The 22,279-nt window shown below is 67.9% G+C and carries 20 protein-coding genes; 12 read left to right on the top strand and 8 right to left on the bottom strand.

What is annotated here, in order from left to right; translation table 11 throughout:
- Positions 1-6: 6 nt before the first annotated feature.
- A complete protein-coding gene (locus tag AC1DZQ_RS07965) occupies positions 7-906 on the bottom strand; it encodes a LysR family transcriptional regulator (RefSeq protein WP_090577094.1) in 900 nt (299 codons plus the stop codon).
- Positions 907-1,109: 203 nt separating this feature from the next.
- Between AC1DZQ_RS07965 and mmsB the strand changes: the two genes are divergently transcribed.
- The 3 genes from mmsB to AC1DZQ_RS07950 all read left to right on the top strand — a co-directional run bounded on the left by mmsB (position 1,110) and on the right by AC1DZQ_RS07950 (position 4,277).
- Positions 1,110-2,012 carry a 3-hydroxyisobutyrate dehydrogenase gene (gene mmsB, locus AC1DZQ_RS07960; protein ID WP_476963001.1) on the top strand — a complete coding sequence of 301 codons (903 nt, stop codon included), beginning with the start codon at positions 1,110-1,112 and terminating at the stop codon, positions 2,010-2,012.
- A 64-nt stretch (positions 2,013-2,076) separates the two neighbouring features.
- Positions 2,077-3,561, top strand: coding sequence for a CoA-acylating methylmalonate-semialdehyde dehydrogenase (locus AC1DZQ_RS07955; protein WP_476963000.1), 1,485 nt, complete (start codon positions 2,077-2,079; stop codon positions 3,559-3,561).
- 149 nt (positions 3,562-3,710) lie between these two features.
- Positions 3,711-4,277 (top strand): isochorismatase family protein, encoded by a 567-nt coding sequence (locus AC1DZQ_RS07950; protein WP_476962999.1) that lies wholly within the window; start codon positions 3,711-3,713, stop codon positions 4,275-4,277.
- Here AC1DZQ_RS07950 and AC1DZQ_RS07945 read toward each other — a convergent pair.
- Both AC1DZQ_RS07945 and AC1DZQ_RS07940 read right to left on the bottom strand, forming a co-directional pair.
- Positions 4,274-4,855, bottom strand: coding sequence for a hypothetical protein (locus tag AC1DZQ_RS07945; RefSeq protein ID WP_476963044.1), 582 nt, complete (start codon positions 4,853-4,855; stop codon positions 4,274-4,276). The two genes, AC1DZQ_RS07950 and AC1DZQ_RS07945, sit on opposite strands and share 4 nt — an antisense overlap.
- Before the next feature lie 99 nt (positions 4,856-4,954).
- The gene (locus AC1DZQ_RS07940) at positions 4,955-5,824 is read right to left on the bottom strand and encodes an SGNH/GDSL hydrolase family protein (protein ID WP_476963043.1); all 870 of its coding nucleotides are present in this window, start codon (positions 5,822-5,824) and stop codon (positions 4,955-4,957) included.
- A 94-nt stretch (positions 5,825-5,918) separates the two neighbouring features.
- Here AC1DZQ_RS07940 and AC1DZQ_RS07935 point away from each other — a divergent pair, with 94 nt between their 5' ends.
- Positions 5,919-6,575, top strand: a complete 657-nt coding sequence (locus tag AC1DZQ_RS07935; protein ID WP_476962998.1) for an alpha/beta hydrolase — start codon at positions 5,919-5,921, stop codon at positions 6,573-6,575.
- 36 nt (positions 6,576-6,611) lie between these two features.
- Here AC1DZQ_RS07935 and AC1DZQ_RS07930 read toward each other — a convergent pair whose 3' ends face one another.
- The gene (locus tag AC1DZQ_RS07930; RefSeq protein WP_476962997.1) at positions 6,612-6,848 is read right to left on the bottom strand and encodes an RNA-binding S4 domain-containing protein; all 237 of its coding nucleotides are present in this window, start codon (positions 6,846-6,848) and stop codon (positions 6,612-6,614) included.
- Between the two features lie 33 nt (positions 6,849-6,881).
- Between AC1DZQ_RS07930 and AC1DZQ_RS07925 the strand changes: the two genes are divergently transcribed.
- From AC1DZQ_RS07925 to AC1DZQ_RS07915, 3 genes are all read left to right on the top strand, one after another.
- Entirely contained in the window at positions 6,882-7,847 is a 966-nt protein-coding gene (locus AC1DZQ_RS07925; RefSeq protein ID WP_476962996.1) for a DMT family transporter, read from the top strand.
- 122 nt (positions 7,848-7,969) lie between these two features.
- Positions 7,970-9,355 carry a glycine--tRNA ligase gene (locus AC1DZQ_RS07920; RefSeq protein ID WP_277526103.1) on the top strand — a complete coding sequence of 462 codons (1,386 nt, stop codon included), beginning with the start codon at positions 7,970-7,972 and terminating at the stop codon, positions 9,353-9,355.
- A 2-nt stretch (positions 9,356-9,357) separates the two neighbouring features.
- The gene (locus AC1DZQ_RS07915) at positions 9,358-10,365 is read left to right on the top strand and encodes a GNAT family N-acetyltransferase (RefSeq protein WP_476962995.1); all 1,008 of its coding nucleotides are present in this window, start codon (positions 9,358-9,360) and stop codon (positions 10,363-10,365) included.
- A 71-nt stretch (positions 10,366-10,436) separates the two neighbouring features.
- Here AC1DZQ_RS07915 and AC1DZQ_RS07910 read toward each other — a convergent pair whose 3' ends face one another.
- From AC1DZQ_RS07910 to AC1DZQ_RS07895, 4 genes are all read right to left on the bottom strand, one after another.
- A complete protein-coding gene (locus AC1DZQ_RS07910) occupies positions 10,437-11,876 on the bottom strand; it encodes a short-chain fatty acid transporter (RefSeq protein ID WP_476962994.1) in 1,440 nt (479 codons plus the stop codon).
- Positions 11,877-11,946: 70 nt separating this feature from the next.
- Positions 11,947-12,837 carry a lysophospholipid acyltransferase family protein gene (locus AC1DZQ_RS07905; protein ID WP_476962993.1) on the bottom strand — a complete coding sequence of 297 codons (891 nt, stop codon included), beginning with the start codon at positions 12,835-12,837 and terminating at the stop codon, positions 11,947-11,949.
- Positions 12,838-12,883: 46 nt separating this feature from the next.
- Positions 12,884-13,696 carry a DUF1295 domain-containing protein gene (locus AC1DZQ_RS07900; protein WP_476962992.1) on the bottom strand — a complete coding sequence of 271 codons (813 nt, stop codon included), beginning with the start codon at positions 13,694-13,696 and terminating at the stop codon, positions 12,884-12,886.
- Complete coding sequence (locus AC1DZQ_RS07895) at positions 13,696-14,460, bottom strand: alpha/beta hydrolase (RefSeq protein ID WP_476962991.1); 765 nt, start codon at positions 14,458-14,460, stop codon at positions 13,696-13,698. The genes AC1DZQ_RS07900 and AC1DZQ_RS07895 overlap by 1 nt, the downstream gene beginning before the upstream one ends.
- Before the next feature lie 259 nt (positions 14,461-14,719).
- Here AC1DZQ_RS07895 and AC1DZQ_RS07890 point away from each other — a divergent pair, with 259 nt between their 5' ends.
- From AC1DZQ_RS07890 to dnaG, 5 genes are all read left to right on the top strand, one after another.
- A complete protein-coding gene (locus AC1DZQ_RS07890) occupies positions 14,720-16,093 on the top strand; it encodes an FAD-binding oxidoreductase (RefSeq protein WP_476962990.1) in 1,374 nt (457 codons plus the stop codon).
- 134 nt (positions 16,094-16,227) lie between these two features.
- A complete protein-coding gene (locus AC1DZQ_RS07885) occupies positions 16,228-17,676 on the top strand; it encodes a YibE/F family protein (protein ID WP_476962989.1) in 1,449 nt (482 codons plus the stop codon).
- Positions 17,677-17,776: 100 nt separating this feature from the next.
- Complete coding sequence (dusB, locus tag AC1DZQ_RS07880; RefSeq protein ID WP_476937251.1) at positions 17,777-18,955, top strand: tRNA dihydrouridine synthase DusB; 1,179 nt, start codon at positions 17,777-17,779, stop codon at positions 18,953-18,955.
- Positions 18,939-20,237, top strand: a complete 1,299-nt coding sequence (locus AC1DZQ_RS07875; protein WP_476962988.1) for a deoxyguanosinetriphosphate triphosphohydrolase — start codon at positions 18,939-18,941, stop codon at positions 20,235-20,237. The genes dusB and AC1DZQ_RS07875 overlap by 17 nt, the downstream gene beginning before the upstream one ends.
- 52 nt (positions 20,238-20,289) lie before the next feature.
- Positions 20,290-22,242, top strand: coding sequence for a DNA primase (gene dnaG, locus AC1DZQ_RS07870; protein ID WP_476962987.1), 1,953 nt, complete (start codon positions 20,290-20,292; stop codon positions 22,240-22,242).
- Positions 22,243-22,279 lie beyond the last annotated feature (37 nt).

The raw sequence follows: 22,279 nt of genomic DNA, 5'->3' as shown, positions 1-22,279 counted from the left end.
GCTGTCTCAGCCTGCCAGGACTGCCTGGCGGTCGGCAATCTCGGTCCGGATCGCCTCCAGCACGGCACGGACGGGGGCTGAACGCAGCGACTCGGGCCGGGCCACTGCCCAGATGGGCAGCTGGCGCTGGAAATCGTCCGGCAGGACGGGCAGGAAGCCGGACCGGCCGGCCACGAGGAAGTTGGGGAGCAAGCCTATTCCGGCGCCCCGCCGGACGGCCTCCAGCTGGGCGAAGACGCTTGTGGCCTGGAAGCTGGACCGCGGCACCGGCAGCTGCGTGGAGCGGTGCCCCAGCTCGGCCACCTGGAGCGCCGACTCCACGTAAGAGACAAAGCCGTGCTGGCGGACGTCGTCGAGCGTTGCCGGAAGCCCGTGCTCCTGCGCATATCCGGGACTGGCGTAGAGCCTGAGGAAATAGTTGCTCAGGAAAATGGCCTGGGCGTTTGCGGTGTCCATGTTGCCCACCACCACTTCCAGGTCCACGCCGGAGCGGTTTTGGCTGACCTTGCGGGTGGCGCTGAGCAGCTCGACGTTGAGCAGCGGATTCGCCTTCTGCAGCCGTACGAGCGCCGGGGCCAGGAATTCGGCGCCGAAGGCATCCGGGGTGCTGATCCGGACCAAGCCGGAGACCACGTCGCCGGACCGGGCAATGCTGCTGGACAGGGCGCCGAGAGTGCCCTCGATGGCCTCCGCGGCCGCGACGGCCTGGCTGCCGAGTTCGGTCAGCTCCCAGCCGTGCGGGCTGCGTTCCAGCGTCCGGCCGCCGAGCTGCTTGTCCAGGGCCAGGACGCGGCGGGAGATGGTGGTGTGGGTGGTGCCGAGCGTCTCCGCCACCGCGTTGAACCGCCCCAGCCGTGCCACCGTCAAAAGAATCAGCAGGTCATCGGGGCTCGGAAGCCGGCGCAAGTCCACTTTTGTCCCCTCTTCAGCGAGTGTGTCGTCAACGGATACGGGAGTCGGCGCCGCCAGTGTGCATTTGTGCACATGGCATCTGTGATTTTTTCCCTTGATTGCACTCTAGCAGGAGTGTGATGGTGGACACCGGGACGCCGCGGTTTCGGCTTCWGGCCGAAACCGCGGCAGCACATCAAAGCAAAGGAGCTTAAGCCATGGCAGTCATCGCCTGGATCGGACTCGGAAACATGGGCGGGTCCATGTCCGTCAACCTCTCAAACGCCGGACATGAGGTCCGCGGCTTCGACCTCAACACCGCAGCCGTTGCCGCCGCCGAGGCCGGGGGAGTCAAGGCCGCCGGCACCATCGCCGAGGCCGTCGCCGGCGCCGACGTCGTCTTCACCATGCTCCCCAAGGGCGAGCACGCCCGTGCCGTGTACCTCGGCGAGGACGGCGTCCTGGCCCACGCGGACACTCGGACCCTGCTGGTGGATTCCTCCACCATTGATATTGCCTCCGCACAGGCCCTGCACGACGCCGCCGCTGCCGCCGGCTTCCGCTTCGTCGACGCGCCCGTCTCGGGCGGCATGAGCGGCGCGAAGGCCGCCACCTTGACGTTCATGATAGGCGGCGAGGCCGGCGCCGTTGCCGAGGCCACCGAATACATCCGCCCCATGGCGGCCAACATCATTCCCACCGGCGGCGCCACCACCGGCCAGGCCGCGAAGATCTGCAACAACCTCATGCTCTTCATCAACCTCGCCTCCACCGCCGAGGGCGCCGTCCTCGCCGACCGCCTCGGCCTGGACAAGCAGGTCTTCTGGGACATCGCGTCGGTCTCCTCCGGCGACAGCTGGGCGCTGCGCACCTGGTATCCCGTGGCCGGCGTCGTGCCCACCGCGGCATCCAACAACGACTTCGCCCCGACCTTCACCACCGAACTGGCCAACAAGGACATTGGCCTGGCCATCAGCGCCGCGCGGGACACCGGCACCCCGCTGGAAATCGGCGAGCACGTCCAGCAGCTCTTCCAGCGGCTCATCGATTCCGGCCAGTCCGGCCAGGACTGCTCGATGATCGTCAAGCTCGTCGACGGCACCTTCGACCCCGCCAACTAGCCCTTCACGGCCGAGCTTTACGGCCCCCTTCACGGCCCTGCCCTTCACGAAAGAGACCCACCCCATGGAACGCATTCCGCACTTCATCAACGGCGCCCTGATTTCCGACGCCGAGCGCTACGGCCCCGTCTTCAACCCCGCCACCGGCGAGCAGGAGAAAGAGGTGGCCCTGGCCTCCGCCGGCCGCGTCGAGGAGGCCGTCGCGGCCGCCCGCGCCGCCCTGCCCGGCTGGCGCGCCACGAGCCTGGCCAAGCGCACCGGCATCTTCTTCAAGGTCCGTGAACTGCTCATGCAGCGCCGGCCCGAACTGGCGGCCCTGCTCACCAGCGAGCACGGCAAGGTCCTCTCGGATGCGGAAGGTGAAATCACCCGCGGCCTGGAGAACATCGAATTCGCCACCGGGCTGTCCCACATGCTCAAGGGCGAGCGCTCCGAGCAGGTCTCCGGCGGCGTCGACGTGCACTCGGTCCGCCAGCCGGTCGGCGTCGTCGCCTGCATCACGCCGTTCAACTTCCCCGCCATGGTGCCGTTGTGGATGATCGGCAGCGCCCTGGCCTGCGGCAACACCGTGCTGCTCAAGCCCAGCGAAAAGGACCCGTCCTCCGCCATCTTCATCGCCCAGGTCTTCGCCGAGGCCGGACTGCCGGCTGGCGTGCTCAACGTGGTCCACGGCGACAAGGAGGCCGTCGACGTCCTGCTGGAACACCCCGACGTCAAGGCCGTCAGCTTCGTCGGCTCGACGCCGATCGCGCAGTCCATCTACAAGCGCGCCGCCGATCACGGCAAGCGCGTCCAGGCCCTGGGCGGCGCGAAGAACCACATGGTGGTCCTGCCGGATGCGGACCTCAACATGGCAGCGGACGCCGCCGTCTCGGCCGCCTACGGTTCCGCCGGGGAGCGCTGCATGGCAGTCAGCGTCCTCGTCGCCGTCGGCAGCATCGCCGACGACCTCGTGGATGCAATCAGCACCCGCATGGCCGCTCTCACGATCGGCCCGGGCACGGACCCGGCCTCCCAGATGGGCCCGCTCATCACGGCCGAGCACCGCGACAAGGTGGCCTCCTACGTTGCCGGCGCTGCCAATGAAGGCGCCACCGTGGTGGTGGACGGCCGCGAGCACGAATTCGACTCCAACGGCTTCTTCATCGGCGTCAGCCTGATCGACCATGTGAAGCCCGGAATGAAGGTCTACGACGACGAGATCTTCGGTCCCGTCCTCTCCGTGGTCCGCGTCGAGACGTACTCCGACGCCGTGAAGCTGGTCAACGACAACGAGTTCGGCAACGGCGTGGCCATCTTCACCCGCGACGGCGGCGCCGCCCGCCAGTTCGAGTTCGACGTCGAGGCCGGAATGGTGGGCGTCAACGTGCCCATCCCGGTGCCGGTGGGCACCTTCTCCTTCGGCGGCTGGAAGAATTCGCTCTTCGGCGACACCCACATGTATGGCCCGGAAAGCATCCGTTTCTACACCCGCGGCAAGGTTGTCACCACCCGCTGGCCGGACCCGTCCACCTCGGTGATCGACCTCGGCTTCCCCCAGGTCGACTGACACTTCTTCTTCTCCGTAAAAGCAACGCGGGGTCACTTAGCGCCCATATGATTCTGCGACCGGATCATGGGCCGCAAGTGACCCCTCGTTGCTTTCGGGCTACGGGATTAGAGTGGGCAGGCAGGGACAGCCAGGATCCGGGAGGCATCATGACCACGCTCGTCAACCGCCCCAACACGGCACTGCTCGTCGTCGATATGCAGGTCGGCGTCGTCGCTGAGGCCTACCGCCGCGACGACGTCGTCACGACCATCGCCGCCCTCGTGGACAAGGCCCGCGGTGCCGGAGTGGACGTCATCTGGGTGCAGCACAGCGGCGAGGAACTCCCGCGCGGCAGCGACGGCTGGCAGTATGTGCCGGAGCTCGCGCGCCGCGGTTCGGAGCCGCTCGTGGCCAAGGAGTACAGCGACGCCTTCGAGGCGACCGACCTGGAGTCCGTGCTGGCCGATCGCGGCATCGGCCGTTTCTTCCTGGCCGGTGCGCAGACCGACGAGTGCATCCGCTCGACCCTGCACGGCGCGATCACCCGCGGCTACGATGTCACGCTGGTCGCCGACGCCCACACCACCGAGGACCTGAGCGATTATGGCGCGCCGCCGCCGGAACTGGTGGTGGCCCACACCAACTTGTACTGGCAGTACCACAGGGCCCCGGGGCGGACGGCAGGAACGGTCAACGCGGCCGACGTCGACTTCGCCGGCCCAACAGGGCCTTAGCCCTTCATGATTTCAGCGCGCTGGGCCATGTAGTCCTCCATGGACAGCTTGCCGTCGGTGTACTGCTGGTCGAGTTCAGCCAGCTTGCGGGCCCGGTAGCCCTGCGCGGCCCCCGGCGGCGGGGGAGTCTGGGGTGCCTGCGGCTGTCCCGTTGCCGGCGCCGGTTCGTGCCGCTGCGGTTGCGGCGGGTTGTTCAGATACTCGGGGCTGTCCTCGTAAGGAACGGGGGACTGGTAGCCTGCCGGGTTCGGGTACTGCTGGCCGGGGTACGGCTGGTTCGGGAAGGGCTGGTCGGGGAACCGGGGACTGGGATACTGCTGGTTGGGGTACGGCTGGTTGGGGTACGGCTCATTGGCCGGTCCCGGCTGCTTCGGGGCGCCCAGCTGGCCGAAGCCGCCAAAGTAGTCCTGCTGCGTGTAGCCATCCCGCGGCTGGTTGTTCTGACCGGAGTTGTTCTGGTTACCGGGGAACGGGCCGAACTGTCCCGGTGTGCCCTGGTTCCGGCCGCGGACGGACCGGCGGTAGAGGCGCATCGCCACGGGAATCAGGAAGGACAACACGATGATCCAGAAGAACATACTGCTCACGGTACTGGGCCTTTCAGCTGCTGGGCCTTCTCATCTGCGGGCTCATCTGTAGGGCCGGAGAAGTGTGCCTCCAGCTTATGCCCCGCAGGCTCAGGACCGTACCGCGTCCTCAGCGCCGGGCGGGCCTTCGCCGGAGCCAAGCGGAACGCCGGGACCGAACACCGGGCCCGCCAGCGGCCGCTTGGCCGTCATGCCGTCGCCCGAGGAACGGTGCCGCAGCCGCCGCACCACCCAGGGGACAAAATACTCCCTGGCCCACACCAGGTCCCCGCTACGCGCCTCCCGCCAACTGCGCTGTGGCAGCGGCTTGGGGGAGAGGGGCTGGAGGGTGTGCTGGACGTTCAGCGAGTCCAGCACCATGGCCGCGATCGTGTGGTGGCCCAGCGGTGAGAAATGCAGCCGGTCAACATTCCACATCTGCGGGTCGTTGAGCTGGCGCAGGGACCACATGTCCGCGATCACGGCATCGTGGCGCGCGGCGATCGTGCGCAGGTTCTCGTTGTAAATGGCCACCTTGCTGCGGATCCGGCCCAGCACCGTCGAGCCGGTGTCCGGGCCGTTGAACAGGACCACGGTGGCGCCGCCCAGGCTCAGGATCTGCACCACCGAGTCCAGCTTTTCGGCCAGCACGTCCGGATCGCCACCCGGGCGGATGAGGTCGTTGCCGCCTGCGGAGAGCGTGATGAGGTCCGGTTTGAGGGACAGGCAGTGCGCCATTTGCTGGTCCACGATCTGCTGCAGGAGCCGGCCGCGGACGGCCAGGTTGGCGTAGGCGAAGTCGTTGTGCCCACGGCTGAGTTCCTCGGCCACCCGGTCTGCCCAGCCGCGATGACCGCCCGGGCTGGCCGGTTCCGGGTCGCCGATGCCCTCCGTGAAAGAGTCGCCCATGGCCACATAGCGGGTCCACGGGTGGGTGACGGTGTCCGCGGTCTCCGCTGAGGCGTCTGGTGAATTCTCCATGGCTTCGGTCTCGCTCACCTTCATATCCTCACTGTTCCTGCAAAGCTACGCCACCGTAGCGTTGTTACCACAGGGTAACTGCAAGAATGGACCCATGACTCAAGCCGATGCCTTTCCCGCCCCTGTCGTCCAATGGTCCCAGCCGGAGCAGGAACGGGCCGGCAAGCCGCTTCTTGTCCTGCTGCACGGCTATGGCGCCAACGAGCAGGATCTGCTGAGCCTGGCCGAGATGCTCCCGCAGGATTTCGCGGTGGCCTCGATGCGTGCCCCGCTCGCCATGGGTCCGGGATTCACCTGGTTCCCACTGACGGCGTCCATTGATTACTCGCTCGACGCCGTCAAGGAAGCCGCCGGTTACGTCCTGGACTGGCTCGACGGCGTCAAGACCAACCACCCGTCGGTGACGCTGCTGGGGTTCTCCATGGGCATGGCCATGGCCACCACGTTGCTGCGGCAGCGTCCGGCGGACTTCGCCGCCGTCATCGGCCTGTCAGGATTTGTCGTCGACGCCGGCGATGACCCCAGCTTCCGCGACGGCGAACTGGACGGCACTGTGCCGCTGTTCTGGGGCCGGGACCAGCAGGACCCGGTGATCACCGCGGACAAGATTGACTACACCGTCGGCTGGGTCCGCAAGCACGTGAAGCTCACCAAGGTCCTCTACACGGGCATGTGGCACGGCATCAACCAACAGGAAATCGGCCACGTCTCGGAGTTCCTCACGCACGTGGTGCTCAACTCCAAGAAGTAGGCGCGCCACGAGAAGTAGGCGCGCCCGCGCGGGCGGCTAGGCGGCCGGGGGCGCGCTGATCCGCACGGTACGGCCGTTCGCAGTGACAGTGTCGCCGTCGTGCAGCTGGCGGCCGCGGCGCTCGTCGATTTCGCCGTTGACCTTCACCAGCCCGTTCTTGATCAGTTCCGCGGCCTCCACGCCGTCCTCCACCAGATCCGCAAGTTTCAGCAGCTGGCCCAGCCGGATCATGCTGTCGCGGATGGTGATGTCTTCGAATTCCGGATTGCTCATACAAGCAATAATGCCTGACCTAAGGTTGTACCAATGACCCACACCCCCCGTCTCCCGCTGATCGTCGGCCTGCCCATGGCCGTCGCGACCGGACTGTTCATCCCGATCCAGGGCCGGATCAACGGCGCACTCGGGGTGGCGCTGGGTGACGGAATCGGCGCCGCCGTCGTCAGCTTCAGCACCGGACTGGTGGTCATGATGGTCATTTCCCTGGCACTGCCCCGGGGCCGGGCCGGCCTGAAACGGATCCTGCCGGCCGTGCGCGAACGGCAGTTTCCGCGGTACTACGTCCTGGCCGGCTGCATCGGGGCCTTCTTCGTCTTCGCCCAGTCGTTCACCGTGGCACTGCTCGGCGTCGCCCTCTTCACGGTTGCCGCCGTGACGGGGCAGACCCTCAGCGGGCTGCTGGTGGACCGGATGGGGATCGGACCGGCGGGGAAGCGGCCCATTACCGGGATTCGGGTGCTCGGCAGTGTGCTCACCGTCGCCGCCGTCGCCTGGGCGGTGTCGCCCAGGTTCAGCGCCGGGGAATCCGGGCTTCAGCTGCTGGTTCCCGTGCTGCTTCCGCTCCTGGCCGGGTTCCTCATGAGTTTCCAGCAGGCCATGAACGGCACAGCCACCGTGCACTACGGCACGCCCATCGCCGCGACCCTCGTGAACTTCATCGCCGGAGCCGTCCTGCTGTGGGTGGCCTGGCTGATCAAACTCGCCGTGGCCGGCGCGGGCAACCCCCTCCCGACGCAGTGGTGGTACTACCTTGGCGGCCCGCTCGGCTGCATCTTCATCGGCATCGGCGCCCTCCTGGTCCGCAGCCTGGGGGTGCTGGTCACCGGTCTCGGGATGATCGCCGGCCAGCTGCTGGGGTCCCTCGGACTGGACCTGATATTGCCGGTGCCCGGAACGGTGATCGCCCTCCCGACGGTCCTCGGCACCGTGCTGACGCTTGGCGCCATCGTCCTGGCCACCCTGCCCTGGCCCAAGGGCGCGCTGAAGCGGTAGAGGGCCGGTAGGCTTGGAGTTTGCATCGCACTGTTCGTACCGCCCCGTCCGGCAACCAGCCGGCGACCCGGGGCCAACACCACGGACCGCACCCAGCGGCCCTGTAGAAAATTGGAGTTCCCATGGCAGCAAAATCCGTCCTCGACCAGATCATTTCCCTCGCCAAGCGCCGGGGATTCGTTTTCCAGGCCGGTGAAATCTATGGTGGCTCCCGTTCTGCCTGGGACTACGGGCCGCTCGGCGCCGAGCTCAAGGAAAACATCAAGCGCCAGTGGTGGCAGTCCGTGGTCCGCGGCCGCGAAGACGTCGTAGGCCTGGATTCCTCCGTCATCCTTCCCCGCCAGGTCTGGGAGGCCTCCGGCCACGTCGATGTGTTCTCCGACCCGCTGGTGGAGTGCCTGTCCTGCCACAAGCGCTACCGCGCGGACCACCTCGAGGAAGAGTACGAGGAGAAGAAGGGCCGCCCCGCCGAGAACGGCCTCAAGGACATCGCCTGCGCCAACTGCGGCACACGCGGCCAGTGGACCGAGCCCCATGAATTCTCCGGGCTGCTCAAGACCTACCTCGGCCCGGTCGCCAGCGAGGAAGGCCTGCACTACCTGCGCCCCGAAACGGCCCAGGGCATCTTCGTGAACTTCGGCAACGTCCTGACCACCTCGCGGAAGAAGCCGCCGTTCGGTATCGGCCAGATCGGCAAGTCGTTCCGCAACGAGATCACGCCGGGCAACTTCATCTTCCGCACCCGCGAGTTCGAGCAGATGGAGATGGAATTCTTCGTCGAGCCCGGCACCGACGAGCAGTGGCACGAGTACTGGATGAAGGAACGCATGTCCTGGTACACGGGCCTGGGCATCCGCGAAGAGAACCTGCGCTTCTTCGAGCACCCGCTGGACAAGCTCAGCCACTACTCCAAGGGCACCACGGACATCGAATACCGTTTCGGCTTCCAGGGCTCGGAGTGGGGCGAGCTCGAGGGCATCGCCAACCGCACCGACTTTGACCTCTCCACCCACGCCAAGGCCTCTGGCGCGGACCTGAGCTATTTCAACCAGGCCACCAACGAGCGCTACACCCCGTACGTGATCGAGCCCGCCGCCGGCCTCACCCGCTCGTTCATGGCCTTCATGATCGATGCCTACACCGAGGACGAGGCTCCCAACGCCAAGGGCGGCGTGGACATCCGCACCGTGCTCAAGCTCGATCCGCGCCTGGCACCGGTGAAGGCGGCCGTGCTGCCGCTGAGCCGCAACGAGGACCTGTCCCCGAAGGCCAAGGACCTCGCGGCGCAGCTGCGCAAGAGCTGGAACATCGAGTTCGACGACGCCGGCGCCATCGGCCGCCGCTACCGCCGCCAGGACGAGATCGGCACCCCGTTCTGCATCACCGTGGACTTCGAGACCCTGGACGACCAGGCCGTCACCATCCGCGAACGCGACACCATGAGCCAGGAACGCGTTTCCCTGGACAAGGTGGAGGGTTACCTGGCCGCACGGCTGATCGGGGCCTGATCGTGGCGATTGCATACCGGGAATGGCGGGAGGGCGACGACCTCGCGCTGCTGGAAATCTGGGGCGGCCCGGAAACCGTCCAGGCCGGACAGTTCCGCGGCACGCTGGCGCCCTCGGGCAATGCCCCGTGGCGCCGCTGCATCGTGGCCGAGGACGTCGTGGACGGTGTCGCCATCCCGGTGGCGGCTGCCGTGGTCCACGAGGCCTCGCTGCATCCGGAACGGCTCTGGGCGTACATCGAGGTTGCCCGGGACCACCGTCGCGCCGGCCTCGGGTCCACGCTGCTGAGCATGCTGCGGCACGAGGCCGCCCAGTCGCCGTCGGGCGTGTCCAAACTGCGCTGCAAAGTGGAGCCCGGCACCCCCGGCGCGGCGTTTGCCGAGGCCGCTGGCCTGGCCCCGATCCAGCGCTCCCGCCTCGTCGTCGTTGACCCGGCGCCGCTCAAACTGCCGGTGTTCGGCGACGGTTCGGAGTCCGCGGCCACCGACCAGGTCGAAGACCTGGCCACGGGCTCGGTGGAGCTCAGCGACGTCGTGGGACGCTACTACACGGCCGTGCACGGCTGGGACAGCCCGGGGGAGTTGAGCGTTGCCGCGGTGCAGCGCCTGTTCCTGGATGATCTCAGCGGCGCCCACGGAGCGATCGTGCTGCGGGCACCCAAGGCCAGTGCCTTCGGGCAGGGCATCGCGGCGAGCCGGAAGGGCCGGCTGGAGGGTTTCGCCATCAGCTACGCCCAGGGCATTCCCGGGGCCGACGCCGACGGCGGCGCCGGTGCGGCCGGCTCGGCCGGGCCTACTGAAGTCTTCGTCGGACACGAGCCCAAGCTCGGCGCGGATCAAGCCCGGGCCGCCGTCCGGGATCTTCTGGCCCTGATCGCTTACCAGCACCCGGTGATGCTGGAACTGGACGACGCGATGGAGGCGCTGGGCGCCGTCGTCGAACCGCTGCTCGAGAGCGGCAAGGCCCATGTCCAAGGCTCGGAAACGCTCGTCGTCTCCGACCGGACCTAGGCCTTAACCAAACTGACCCGCAGCCACAGCTGCGGGTCAGTTTGGGTTAAGCACACTGCTGTCAGACACAGCTATTTGGGCATTACCGGCGGGACGAAGTCGAAGGTCATGCCGAGCAGCCAGACCAGCAGCAGGACCACCGGCAGGTGGAAGATGAACTGCAGGAAGGTGAAGCCCACCAGGTCCCGGGCGCGCAGCCTCAGCACCGCGAGCAGCGGCAGCATGAAGAACGGGTTGACCAGGTTCGGCAGCGCCTCGGCAATATTGTAGATCTGCACCGTCCAGCCGAGGTTCATCTGCACGTCGGTGGCTGACTGCATCACGTAGGGCGCCTCCACAAGCCATTTTCCGCCGCCGGAGGGGACCAGGATTCCCAGTACGGCCGTGTAGAGGGCAATGACGACGGCGAAGCCGCCGCCGCTGCCGATGTCCGAGAAGAACGCCGCGAGGTGTGTGGAGAGGCTCATCCCGCCGGTTCCCGTGGCCTTGGTCAGGATGGCCGCCATCGCCGCGTAGAGCGGGAACTGCACCAGGATGCCCGCGGTGGCCGGGACGGCCTTCGTGACGGCCTGCAGGAAGTTCCGCGGCGTCCCGTGCAGGACCAGGCCCAGGATGAGGAACACCAGCAGATAGCCGTTGAGGCTGCTGACCACGCTGAGGAATGGCTTGGTCAGGAACTGCGAGACGAGCCAGCCGAGCGTGAGGACGCCGGCCAGGATTGGCAGGACCTTGCTGTATTCGAGCCATTCGCCCGGCCGGGAACGCGGCGCGGACTCGCCCGGCTCATCGTCCAGGTCCACGCCCAGGTCCTCAGCGGTGCGGATCGAGCCGCCCTGGGGCGCGGAGAAGTGCGCAATCACGGTGGTGAGGGCCATCAGGATGGCCAGGGTCAGCAGCGACTGCCAGGTAAAGATCGTGGTGCCGAAGTCCAGGATGCCAGTGATCTTCAGCAGCGCCGGCGGCAGCGACGCCGCCGTGGCCTGCAGCTGCGCGGCAGAGGAGGACAGCCCCAGGGCCCAGACGGCGCCGAGGCCCATGAACGCCGCCGCGCCCAGGGCGCGGTAATCCACCGTCAGGTCTTTGCGGCGGGCGATCGCGCGGGCCAGCAGCCCGCCGAAGATCAGGCTGAGCCCCCAGTTGAGGAAGGACACGGACATGGCGAGCACGGCAACGAAGCTCACCGCGGTCCGCGCGGTTGACGGCACGAGGGCCAGCCTGTTGATCAGCCGCGCCACGGGCGGGGAGGTGGCCACGACGTAGCCGGTGAGGACCACCATGGCCATTTGCAGGGTAAAGGCTGTCAGGTCCCAGAAGCCGTTGCCGAACGAGTCGGCGATGGCCTGGGGTGTGGCGCCGATGGCCAATGCGGCCACCGCGATGATGACGACGCCGGCGAGGGCGAAGATGTAGGCGTCCGGGAACCACCTCTCCGTCCAAGCCGCCATTCGTTGGGCTATCCCTGCGAGACCGCGTTCTTCGGTCCCGCTCTTGGTCACGACTGTGCTTGCCACAGGTGTACCTCTCCATTGAGTGCGTTTTGTACCCCATGGAGTTTAGTCAAGACGATGGCGGAATCCGGGCTTATCGGCGCTTGGCACCTGCGCGCCGGGGACCGTCGGCCGCGTCGAGCCGGCGTCGTTCCTCCTCCGTGGGGGCGCCGCCACCGAGACCGGCCGGCATCCACCAGGCCCCGGGGGCCGGTTGCAGGGGGAAGTCGGCCATGCCGGCGTCGATCCCGTCCTGCAGGGTCTTGGCCAGGCGCGCCGTCGCCGGCCGGGCGTCGTGGGCCGGGTCCGGGAGCGAACCGGGAAGGATCGGCGCTCCAATATGGATGCGGACTGGGGCACGCCAGGCGCGCCGCGGCGAGAAGGCATGGTGGCGGGTCATCAGCCGGTGGGCGCCCCAGATGGAGAGCGGGATGATCGGCACGCCGGCCTCGGCGGCCATCCGCACCGCACCGGTCTTGCATTCGCGCACCGTGAAGCTGCGGCTCACGCCGGCCTCGGGCAGGACGGCGACGTATTCGCCCTCCCTCAGGCGGGCGACCGCGGCGTCGTAGGCGTCTGCTCCCGATCCGTACCCGACCACCACCTGCCCGGCGGCGCTGACCGCGGGCCCGGCTAACCAGTGGTCGGCGGCGCCCTGCGTGACGAGGAAGCGCAGCTGGGCCCGGATGTGCCACCACAGCAGCATCTCGGCAAAGGCAAAGTCGAGGTAGCCGAAGTGCGTGATCGCGACGACGGCGCCCTGGCCGGGCAACACCGGACGGGACGGGCCGCGGGACCGGCCGCGGGACCGGCCGCGGGTGGGTCCGCGGGTGGCATTGCGGGCGGAGGCACTGAGTGGCCCGGGCGCCGGCAGGTGCTCCCGGCCGGTGACGAGGACGCGGATCCGGAACAGCCAGCGCAGCGCCAACCCGGTGCGGACGATGAAGCGGTAGAAGCGGTCGCTGGGATCCGGCCGCCACTTCAAGGGCCCCCACCCCAGGGCAGGCCGGGTCACTCCCGGGCCCCGCACGTCAGCGCCCGCCCACCCGCCGCCGGGGCGGCAGGGGCAGGAAGCCGGAGGTGGACTCGATGTATTCCTTGTAACCGGGCCGGGCAGACATTGCCTTTTCCGTCAGCGGCTTCCCTGTCTTGCCGGCAAGAGTCCAGATCATCAGGGCGGGGGAGAAGATGGTCAGCACACCCGGCCAGGAATCGGTGGCCACGAGGAATAGCCCTGCCCAGACGGCGGCGTCGCCGAAGTAATTGGGGTGGCGGGTATAGCGCCACAGCCCGGTGTTGAGGACGGTGCCGCGCCTGGCGGGGTCGGCCTTGAACCGCGTCAGCTGCCAGTCGCCGACCGTCTCGAACACGAAGCCAAGGATCCAGAGCAGAACACCGGCGAATGCCAGCCAGCCCAGGCTTCCGGTGGCGAACATGCCGACCTGGATGGTGAGCGAGACGACGAACATCACCACACCCTGGGGCAAGTAGACCCGCCGTAGGGCGTAGACGTTGCGTGATCCGGGTGCTGCGGAAAGCATGTCCACGTAACGCGGGTCCTCGTGGCCGCCGCGCGCGCGTGCCCCGATGTGGACGGCGAGGCGGATGCCCCACACCGCGATCAGGGCAAGCAGCAGCAGCCGCCTGCCGGCGTCGCCGTATCCGGCGGAGAGCAGCCAGGAGATGCCGGCCACCACCACGAAGCCGAGGCCCCAGACGGTGTCCATGACGGAGTGCCGGTTCTGGCGCACGGCAACCGCGAAGGTCACTCCCAGCAGCACCACGAGTCCCGCGATGACCCACGGCAGGCTGGCAAGGAAGGCATCAAGTGGGAACGGCGGCATCACAACACCACCGGCATACGTGTTCCGGCCGCCGGCGGGGCGCTGCGCAGGGCGCTGCGCAATGCGTCCGTGGCGCCGGAGACATCGGCTCCCGTGGCCTCGCCGAAGGCATCCAGGACGTATCCGTTCGCCAGCACGTTCCACAGTGCCAGCCGGCGGATCATGAAATGGCCGGCACTCTTGAGCGAGACGTAATCAACCGACGCGGCGACGCCGTCGGCGCGCCGGGCATAGTCCAGGGAGTTCGCCGGGCTGGTCCAGCGGTCGTCGGTGCCGTGGACGATCAGGACCCGCCGGCCGGCGACCGGTTCGAGCGGGGTTTTGTGATTGAGCCACGGGGCGAGCGCGACGACGGCGGCGACCTGCGGGGCGTCGGCCACGCACAGTGCCGTGAGACCGCCCATGGAATGACCCAGCAGGTATACCGGCACGCCGGGATGTTCCTGTCTGATCCGGGTGAGCGCCCAGCGGGCATCGTGAACGGGGGACATGTCCTCCCCGTTCCAGCCGCGGTACCGGTTGCGCAAGGTCCACACGGCCAGCCCGTGCGGCCCGCCCTGCTTGTGCAGCGCCCGGGCGAAGGGCCGCATCCGGGCCGGACTCAGGTGCCGGCCGCGGACCGCGTCATAGCTGTCGGCCCGCCCGCCGTGCAGGATCAACACGACTCCGCGGGTCTCCCCGGCGGCTTCGGCGATGGTCAGCACGGCTTTGGCGGCAGGCCCGGAACGGCCAGCCTCCGGCTCGCGGTCGTCTAGTTTGCGCATGGCCACGTATGTGTCCTTCCGGTCCTTCGTCCGTCAATTACCAACCATAGGTTGCGGCTTCCTCCCGTCAAGGCAGGGGGTGCCCAGTGTGGATTCGGAGCCGGCCGCCGGGGCGATGGGTGCGGCCCTCCGGTGGACCCTTGACGGGGGAATGCGGAAAGAGTAGGCATATGCAGGTAAACCTCCGGGCGCCACGCCGGCTGGGAGCGCAGAGGGAACCGTCCGGGTCGAATCTCACGACGAAATCGACGGTGTAGAAATGAACGGAACATCTTTGGATAGCCTGCGCGAGCAAGTCCGCGGGCAGATCATCACGCCCGGCGACGCCGGTTACGACGCGGCGCGTGCGGTCTTCAACGGCATGATCGATAAGAGGCCGGCAGGGGTGGTCCAGGTATCCCAGGTGGCCGATGTCATCTCCTGCGTCAACTTCGCCCGCGACAACTCCCTGGATTTGGCGGTCCGCGGGGGAGGACACAGCGCTCCGGGCTTTGGCACGTGGGATGACGCCCTGGTGATCGACTTTTCAAACACCACCGGGGTCCGGGTCGATCCTGCAGCCGCGACGGCGCGCGCGGAGGCCGGTGCGACGTGGGCCGACTTCAACCACGCGACGCATGCCTTCGGGCTGGCAACTCCTGGCGGCATTGTCGGCTCGACCGGCATCGCCGGGCTGACCCTCGGCGGCGGCATTGGCTACCTGAGCCGCAAGTATGGGCTCAGCTGCGACAACCTCCTCTCAGCCGACGTCGTCACGGCCGAGGGAAAGTTCCTTACCGCCAGCGAAAGAGAGAACGAGGACCTGTTCTGGGCGCTGCGCGGCGGCGGCGGGAACTTCGGCGTCGTGACGTCATTCGAGTACCGGCTGCATCCCGTGGACATGGTCCACGCCGGCATCATCATTTACCCCATCGAGCATGCGGAGACGGTGGCAAAGTTTTACCGGGACCACATGGCCACCGCCCCTGAAGAGTTTGGGGCGTTCCTGGGATTCCACCAGGGCCCTCCCGTTCCGTTCCTGCCCGAGGAATGGCATGGCAAACCGGTGTGCGTCATCGTCGGCATGTGGACCGGCGATCTGGCGGAAGGCCCGGCACGCTGGCAGCCGTTCCTGGACGTCGCGCCGGCGGCGGGATCCATGGTGGGGCCAATGCCGTACCCCGCATTGAACACGGCCTTCGACCCGCTGCAGCCCCCCGGCATGCAGGCCTACTGGAAAGCGGATTTTCTAGCGGAACTCAACGACGGTGCCATCGCTGCGCACATCGAACACGGCAGCAAGGTCCCCAGCGTGCAAACCGCGGTACACATCTACCCCATCGATGGTGCTGTCCAGCAGGTGGGCGCCACGGACACGGCGTTCGCCAACCGGAACGTGAAGTTTTCGCCCGTGATCGCGGCGCAGTGGCTGGACCCCGCGGAAAACGAGGCCAACATCGCTTGGGTGCGGGACTACGCGGCCGCGCTGCGGCCCTATTCGGCTCCCGGCGGCTACATCAACTTCATGGATGGGGATGATCTGCCCAGGATTGCGGAGAACTACGGAGAGAACTACAAGCGACTGAGGGAGACCAAAGCCAAGTACGATCCGCAGAACCTCTTCCACGTCAACCAGAACATCGCGCCCGCTTAACTGGACGTCCCGCTGGCCCACCGGGGCACGCCGGGGCACACCGGGGCACGCCGCACCAGCGCGGCGTGCCCCGTCATCGGTCCAGAGCGGCCCCGCCCACGCCGTAAAGTTTTCGGCATGAGGTTGAACTGCTGATGGGCGCCGGACACACGCACTCCCACAACGAACATCCCGAGCCGACGCCCCAAATGCTCGCGGCGCGGAAGAAGGCCAACTGGATCCTGGCTGCCATCCTGATCCCGCTGACGCTGCTGACGCTGGCGGCCATGGCCTTCATGTGGCCGTCGGGGAGCAAGGAGGGCATCACCCTGGCCAGCCCGTATGCAGCGGCCCCGGGCGTGACGTTTGATACCGGCAAGATCCAGCGGGTCGTCGTCGGCAGCTGTTCGGATGCCCAGACCGGCGGTGACGCCGCGGCGCAGCAGGGCACCTCCGGTACCGACACCGCGGTGCAGCCCCCGAACGAGGGCTCGCAATGCACGTTCGCGTACACCGAGCCGGACAAGGGCGGCAACCCGGTGAAAGTGGTCATCAACCCTGACGTCGCGAAATCCCACGGCGTGAAACCCGGGGACAACATCCGCTACCTGAACCTCTCGAAGGCTCAGGGAGCCGACGGCCAGGGCGCGCCGGCCTATGTCTTCGTCGACTTTGTCCGGACCCTGCCCATCATCTTCCTGGCCGTGCTCTACGCCGTCGTCGTCATCGCCGTGGCGCGCTGGCGCGGCCTGCGGGCCCTGATCGGACTTGTCGGCGCGTACGTTGTGCTTGTCTCGTTCATGCTGCCCGGGCTGGTCGAAGGCAAGCCCCCGCTGCTGCTGGCACTCGTGGGATCCACGGTGATCATGATCGGGGTGCTCTACTTCGCCCACGGCTTCTCCGCCCGCACGTCGACGGCGCTGCTCGGGACAATGTTCGGCCTCACCATCACTTCTCTGCTGGCCGCTTGGGCCACCGACGCCGCAAACCTTGCCGGTGTGGGCAGCCACGACGCCGCCACGCTCACCAACATGTCGGACAACATTTCAATCTCTGGCATCATCCTGTGCGGGCTGATCATTTCCGGCCTGGGCGTGCTCAACGACGTCACCATCACGCAGTCCTCGGCCGTCTGGGAACTGTGGGAGCTCGCCCCGGAAACCAGTGCCCGGCAGCTCTTTACGTCCGCGATGCGGATCGGCCGGGACCACATCGCCTCCACGGTCTACACCATCGCGTTTGCCTACGCCGGCGCGGCCCTGCCGGTGCTGATCTTGGTCATGCTCTACGAGCGGCCGCTCGGGGACGCCCTTACCAGCGCCGAACTCTCCGAGGAAGTCATCCGCACCCTCGTCGGCTCCGTGGGACTCGTCCTCGCCGTGCCGGTCACCACCCTCATCGCCGTGCTGGTGGTCAAGGCCACCGGTATCAGGGGCGGCGCGGTCAGGGGCAGCGTGCCAGCAGTCGGCGCGTCAGCAATCGGCGAACGCGACTGGGTCGGCGTCGACGCCGACGAGTTCGAGGCGGTCTCGCCGGACGGGATCGAGCCGGGCGGTGCCGGTGGCGCAACGCGCCGCGGGCGGCGGGCCGCCCTGCGGGGCTGACGCGGAATCCGGCGTCGCCCAAGCGTTGCCACATAGGCGATATTTCCACATAGCCGGAGCGGGACCGGGCCGATTTGCCCGTCTTTGAGACAATGGTCGGGTGACTGTTGTAGCAACCCCTCCCGCCCCCAAGCTGGAACTCCCGCCCCTGAAGCTGGGCCCGATCACCGTGGACACCCCGGTGATCCTGGCTCCCATGGCGGGCATCACCAACTCCGCCTTCCGCAGGCTGTGCCGTGAATACGGCGGCGGCCTGTATGTGGCGGAGATGGTCACCTCGCGCGCCCTCGTGGAGCGCACGCCGGAGTCGTTGCGCATCATTTCGCACGACGACGACGAAAAAGTCCGCTCCGTCCAGTTGTACGGCGTGGACCCCGTCACCGTCGGCCAGGCCGTGCGGATGCTGGTCGAGGAGGACCGGGCGGACCACATCGACCTCAACTTCGGCTGCCCCGTGCCCAAGGTCACCCGGCGCGGCGGCGGATCGGCCCTGCCGTGGAAGATCGACCTCTTCACCTCGATCGTCCAGACCGCGGTGAAGGAGGCCTCCCGGGGCAACGTCCCGCTCACCATCAAGATGCGCAAGGGCATCGATGAGGACCACCTGACGTACCTCGATGCCGGCCGTATTGCCCGCGATTCCGGCGTCGCCGCCGTCGCTCTTCACGGCCGCACGGCCGCACAGTTCTATTCCGGCCAGGCCGACTGGTCCGCCATTGCCCGGCTGCGCGAGGCCCTGCCGGACATTCCGGTCCTCGGCAACGGAGATATCTGGTCCGCGGAGGACGCGGTCCGGATGGTCCGCGAAACGGGCGTGGACGGCGTCGTCGTCGGCCGCGGCTGCCAGGGCCGGCCCTGGCTCTTCGGCGACCTCATGGCCGCGTTCGAAGGCAGCGACCAACGGCACCGGCCGGATCTGCGCCAGGTGGCCGAAAGCGTGTACCGGCACGCCGAGCTCATGGTCGAGACCTTCGGGGACGAGGGCAAGGCCCTGCGTGAAATCCGCAAGCACATTGCCTGGTACTTCAAGGGCTATGTGGTGGGCAGCGAACTGCGGACCAAACTGGCACTTGTCACCAGCCTCGAGGTGCTGCGCGGGACCCTGGACCAGCTGGACCTGGACTCACCGTATCCCGGGGGCGACGCTGAGGGTCCGCGCGGCCGCGCCGGATCTCCCAAAAAACCGGCGCTGCCGAAGGACTGGCTGCTGAACCGGACGCTGGATGACGCGCAGACCCGCGACATCTCCTTCGCCGAACTGGATGTCTCCGGTGGCTGAGACCCGGACCACCGCCCCCATCCTGGACGGCTACACCTCCCGCGACTGGGCCCGGTGGGTCGAGGAGCCGACCAAGAGCACCTACCGGTCGGACTTCGAGCGCGACCGTGCAAGGGTCCTGCACTCCTCGGCGCTGCGCCGGCTCGGCGCGAAAACCCAGGTGGTCGCCCCGGATACTGACGACTTCGTCCGGACCCGGCTCACCCACAGCCTCGAAGTTGCCCAGGTGGGCCGCGAGCTGGGCCGCGCACTCGGCTGCGACCCCGACGTCGTGGACACCGCATGCCTCAGCCACGACCTCGGCCACCCGCCCTTCGGCCACAACGGCGAAGCCGCCCTCAACGAGGTGGCCCACGGGATTGGCGGCTTTGAAGGCAACGCCCAGACGCTCCGGTTGCTGACCCGGCTGGAGCCAAAGGTCCTGGCCGCCGACGGCCGGCCGGCCGGCCTGAACCTGACCCGGGCCAGCCTCGATGCCGCTGCCAAATACCCGTGGTCCGCCGTGAACGCCCCGGTCATCCACGGCGAGCGGACCAGCAAGTTCGGCGCCTACGAGGACGACCTCCCCATCTTCGACTGGATCCGCGACGGCGCCCCGGAACGCCGGTCCTGCCTCGAGGCGCAGGTCATGGACCTGGCGGACGATATCTCCTACTCGGTGCACGACGTCGAGGACGCGATCGTCGCAGGCCATTTCCAACTGCGCTGGATGGACAATCCGGACCACCGCGCCCGCGTCGTCGGCTACGCCAAGCAGTGGTACCTGCCGCACAACGATCCCGCGGCGATCGACGCCGCGCTGGCCCGGCTGGAGGCCACGGACGTCTGGGTGCGCGAGGCCGATGGCAGCCGCAAGGCCATGGCGGCGCTCAAGGACATGACCAGCCAGCTCATCGGCCGCTTCTGCCAGAGTGCGCTGGAGGCCACCCGTACGGTCTACGGCCCGGAAAACCTGACCCGCTACAACGCGGAGCTGATCGTCCCGGATGAGACCGTCATGGAAATCGCGGTGATGAAGGGCCTGGCCACCACCTTCGTGATGACCACCGAGCACCGGCAGCCCATCTACGAGCGCCAGCGCGAGGTCCTGCATGCCCTCGTCACAGCGCTCAGCGCCACGGGGGACCGCCACCTGGAGCCGATGTTCGCCGCCGACTGGCTCGACGCGGGCGACGACGCCGGGCGGCTTCGCGTCGTGATCGACCAGGTCGCGTCGCTGACGGACGGCTCGGCGCTGGCCATGTACGAACGTCTCGTGGGCAGCCTGCCGTCGCTGTGGTGACAGGCACCATGGACGGCCGGTCGGCGTCGTACCCGGGGACTAGGATGGCACTGTGGCTGGCCTGATAAAACGCGAAGACATCGATGAAGTACGCCAGCGTACCGACATCAAGGAAGTCGTCGATGGCTACGTGACGCTCAAGGGAGCAGGGCTGGGGTCCTACAAGGGCCTGTGCCCCTTCCATGATGAGCGCTCACCCTCTTTCACCGTGCGTCCCCAAGTGGGTAGGTACCACTGCTTCGGCTGCGGCGAGGACGGCGACGTCATCTCCTTCGTCCAAAAGCTGGACCACATCTCCTTCCACGAAGCCGTGGAAAAGCTGGCGCACCGGATCGGCTTCGAGCTCCACTACGAGGACGGCGGCTCCGGACCCAACCGGGAGGACATCGGGCGGCGCCAGCGGCTGCTGGACGCGCACAAAGTGGCCGACGAGTTCTTCCGCGCCCAGCTGCTGACTCCGGGCGCCGCGGAGGGACGCAACTTCCTCCACGGCCGGGGCTTCGACCGGGCAGCGTCGGAACAGTTCGGCGTGGGGTATGCCCCGCAAGGCTGGGACTCGCTCCTCAAACACCTGCGCGGCCGCGGCTACACGGACGCGGAACTCAAGCTGACCGGCATGTTCTCGGAAGGCGGCCGGGGAATCTATGACCGCTTCCGCGGCCGGCTGATCTGGCCCATCCGGGACATCGCCGGTGACACCATCGGCTTCGGCGCCCGCAAGCTCTATGAGGACGATCAGGGCCCGAAGTACCTGAACACCCCCGAAACCGCGCTTTACAAGAAATCCCAGGTCCTTTACGGGATCGACCTCGCCAAGCGCAACATCGCCAAGGACCGCCAGCTTGTGGTGGTGGAAGGCTACACCGACGTCATGGCCTGCCACCTGGCCGGCATTCCGACCGCGGTAGCCACGTGCGGCACCGCCTTCGGCACCGAGCACATCAAGATCGCCCGCCGGCTGCTCTCCGACGACGGCAGCGGGGGAGAGGTCATCTTCACGTTCGACGGCGACGCCGCCGGCCAGAAGGCGGCCCTGCGCGCCTTCGAAGAGGACCAGCGGTTTGTCGCACAAACCTTCGTGGCGGTCGAACCCAACGGCGCGGACCCCTGCGAACTCCGCCAGTCCAAGGGCGATTCCGCCGTCCGGGACTTGATCGGGAGCCGCCGCCCGCTGTTTGAGTTCGCCATCCGGGCCACCCTGAAGCGGCACAATCTGGACACCGTCGAGGGCCGGATCGCGGCCCTGCGCGAATCCGCGCCCGTGGTGGCGCAGATCCGCGACGCCGGAATCCGGCCGGCCTACGCCCGGGAGCTCGCCGGCTGGCTGGGGATGCCGGTCGAGGAGGTCAGCAGGGCCGTCGGTGCCGCGACCAAGCGAGCCGCGCAGGCTGCCTCGGCCCCGCCGGGCGGCCAGGGCCAGAGCCATGGGCACGGCGGCGGTCAGGGCTATGCCGGGTCCGGCCGCGGCTATGCCGGGACTGCGCCCGGCGTTGCCCCCTTGCCGCCGTCGGCCGTGCTCCCGTCCTTCAACCGCCCTGATCCCCGGGACCCCGTGGCAGCGATGGAGCGCCAGGCGCTCGAGGTCGCGCTGCAGGAACCCGGCATGCTCGAGGGCGAGACGTGGCAACGCTTCTCTGAAGCGCGGTTCTCCACGCCCGCCTATCTCGCCATCCACGAGGCCATCCGGGCCACCGGACTCGGGTTTTCCGGGGATCCGGTGCGCTGGGTGGAGCAGCTGCTGCAGGAGGTCCCTGAGCCGCTGCGCCCGCTGGTGTCCGAGCTCTCCGTGGTGCCCCTGCCGGCCAACACGCCCGAGGGCGTCCTGCGCTACTGCAAGGACATCCTCGCCCGCTTGTTCGAGCTCCAGATCACCCGGGTGAAGGCCGAGAAGATGGGCCAGCTGCAGCGTCTGGACGCCTCGGCCGATCCCGAGGAATTCCAGCGGCTGAATCGCGAACTCATGCAACTTGAGATGCAGCGGCGGTCCCTGCGCTCGGACGCCTGAGCCGCCGATTTCGTTTCCCGGGCTGGTGTTTGCTAGG

The organism is Arthrobacter sp. P1_C12_2, assembly GCF_056406415.1.
This window is presented reverse-complemented; position numbering and strand designations above follow the sequence as displayed.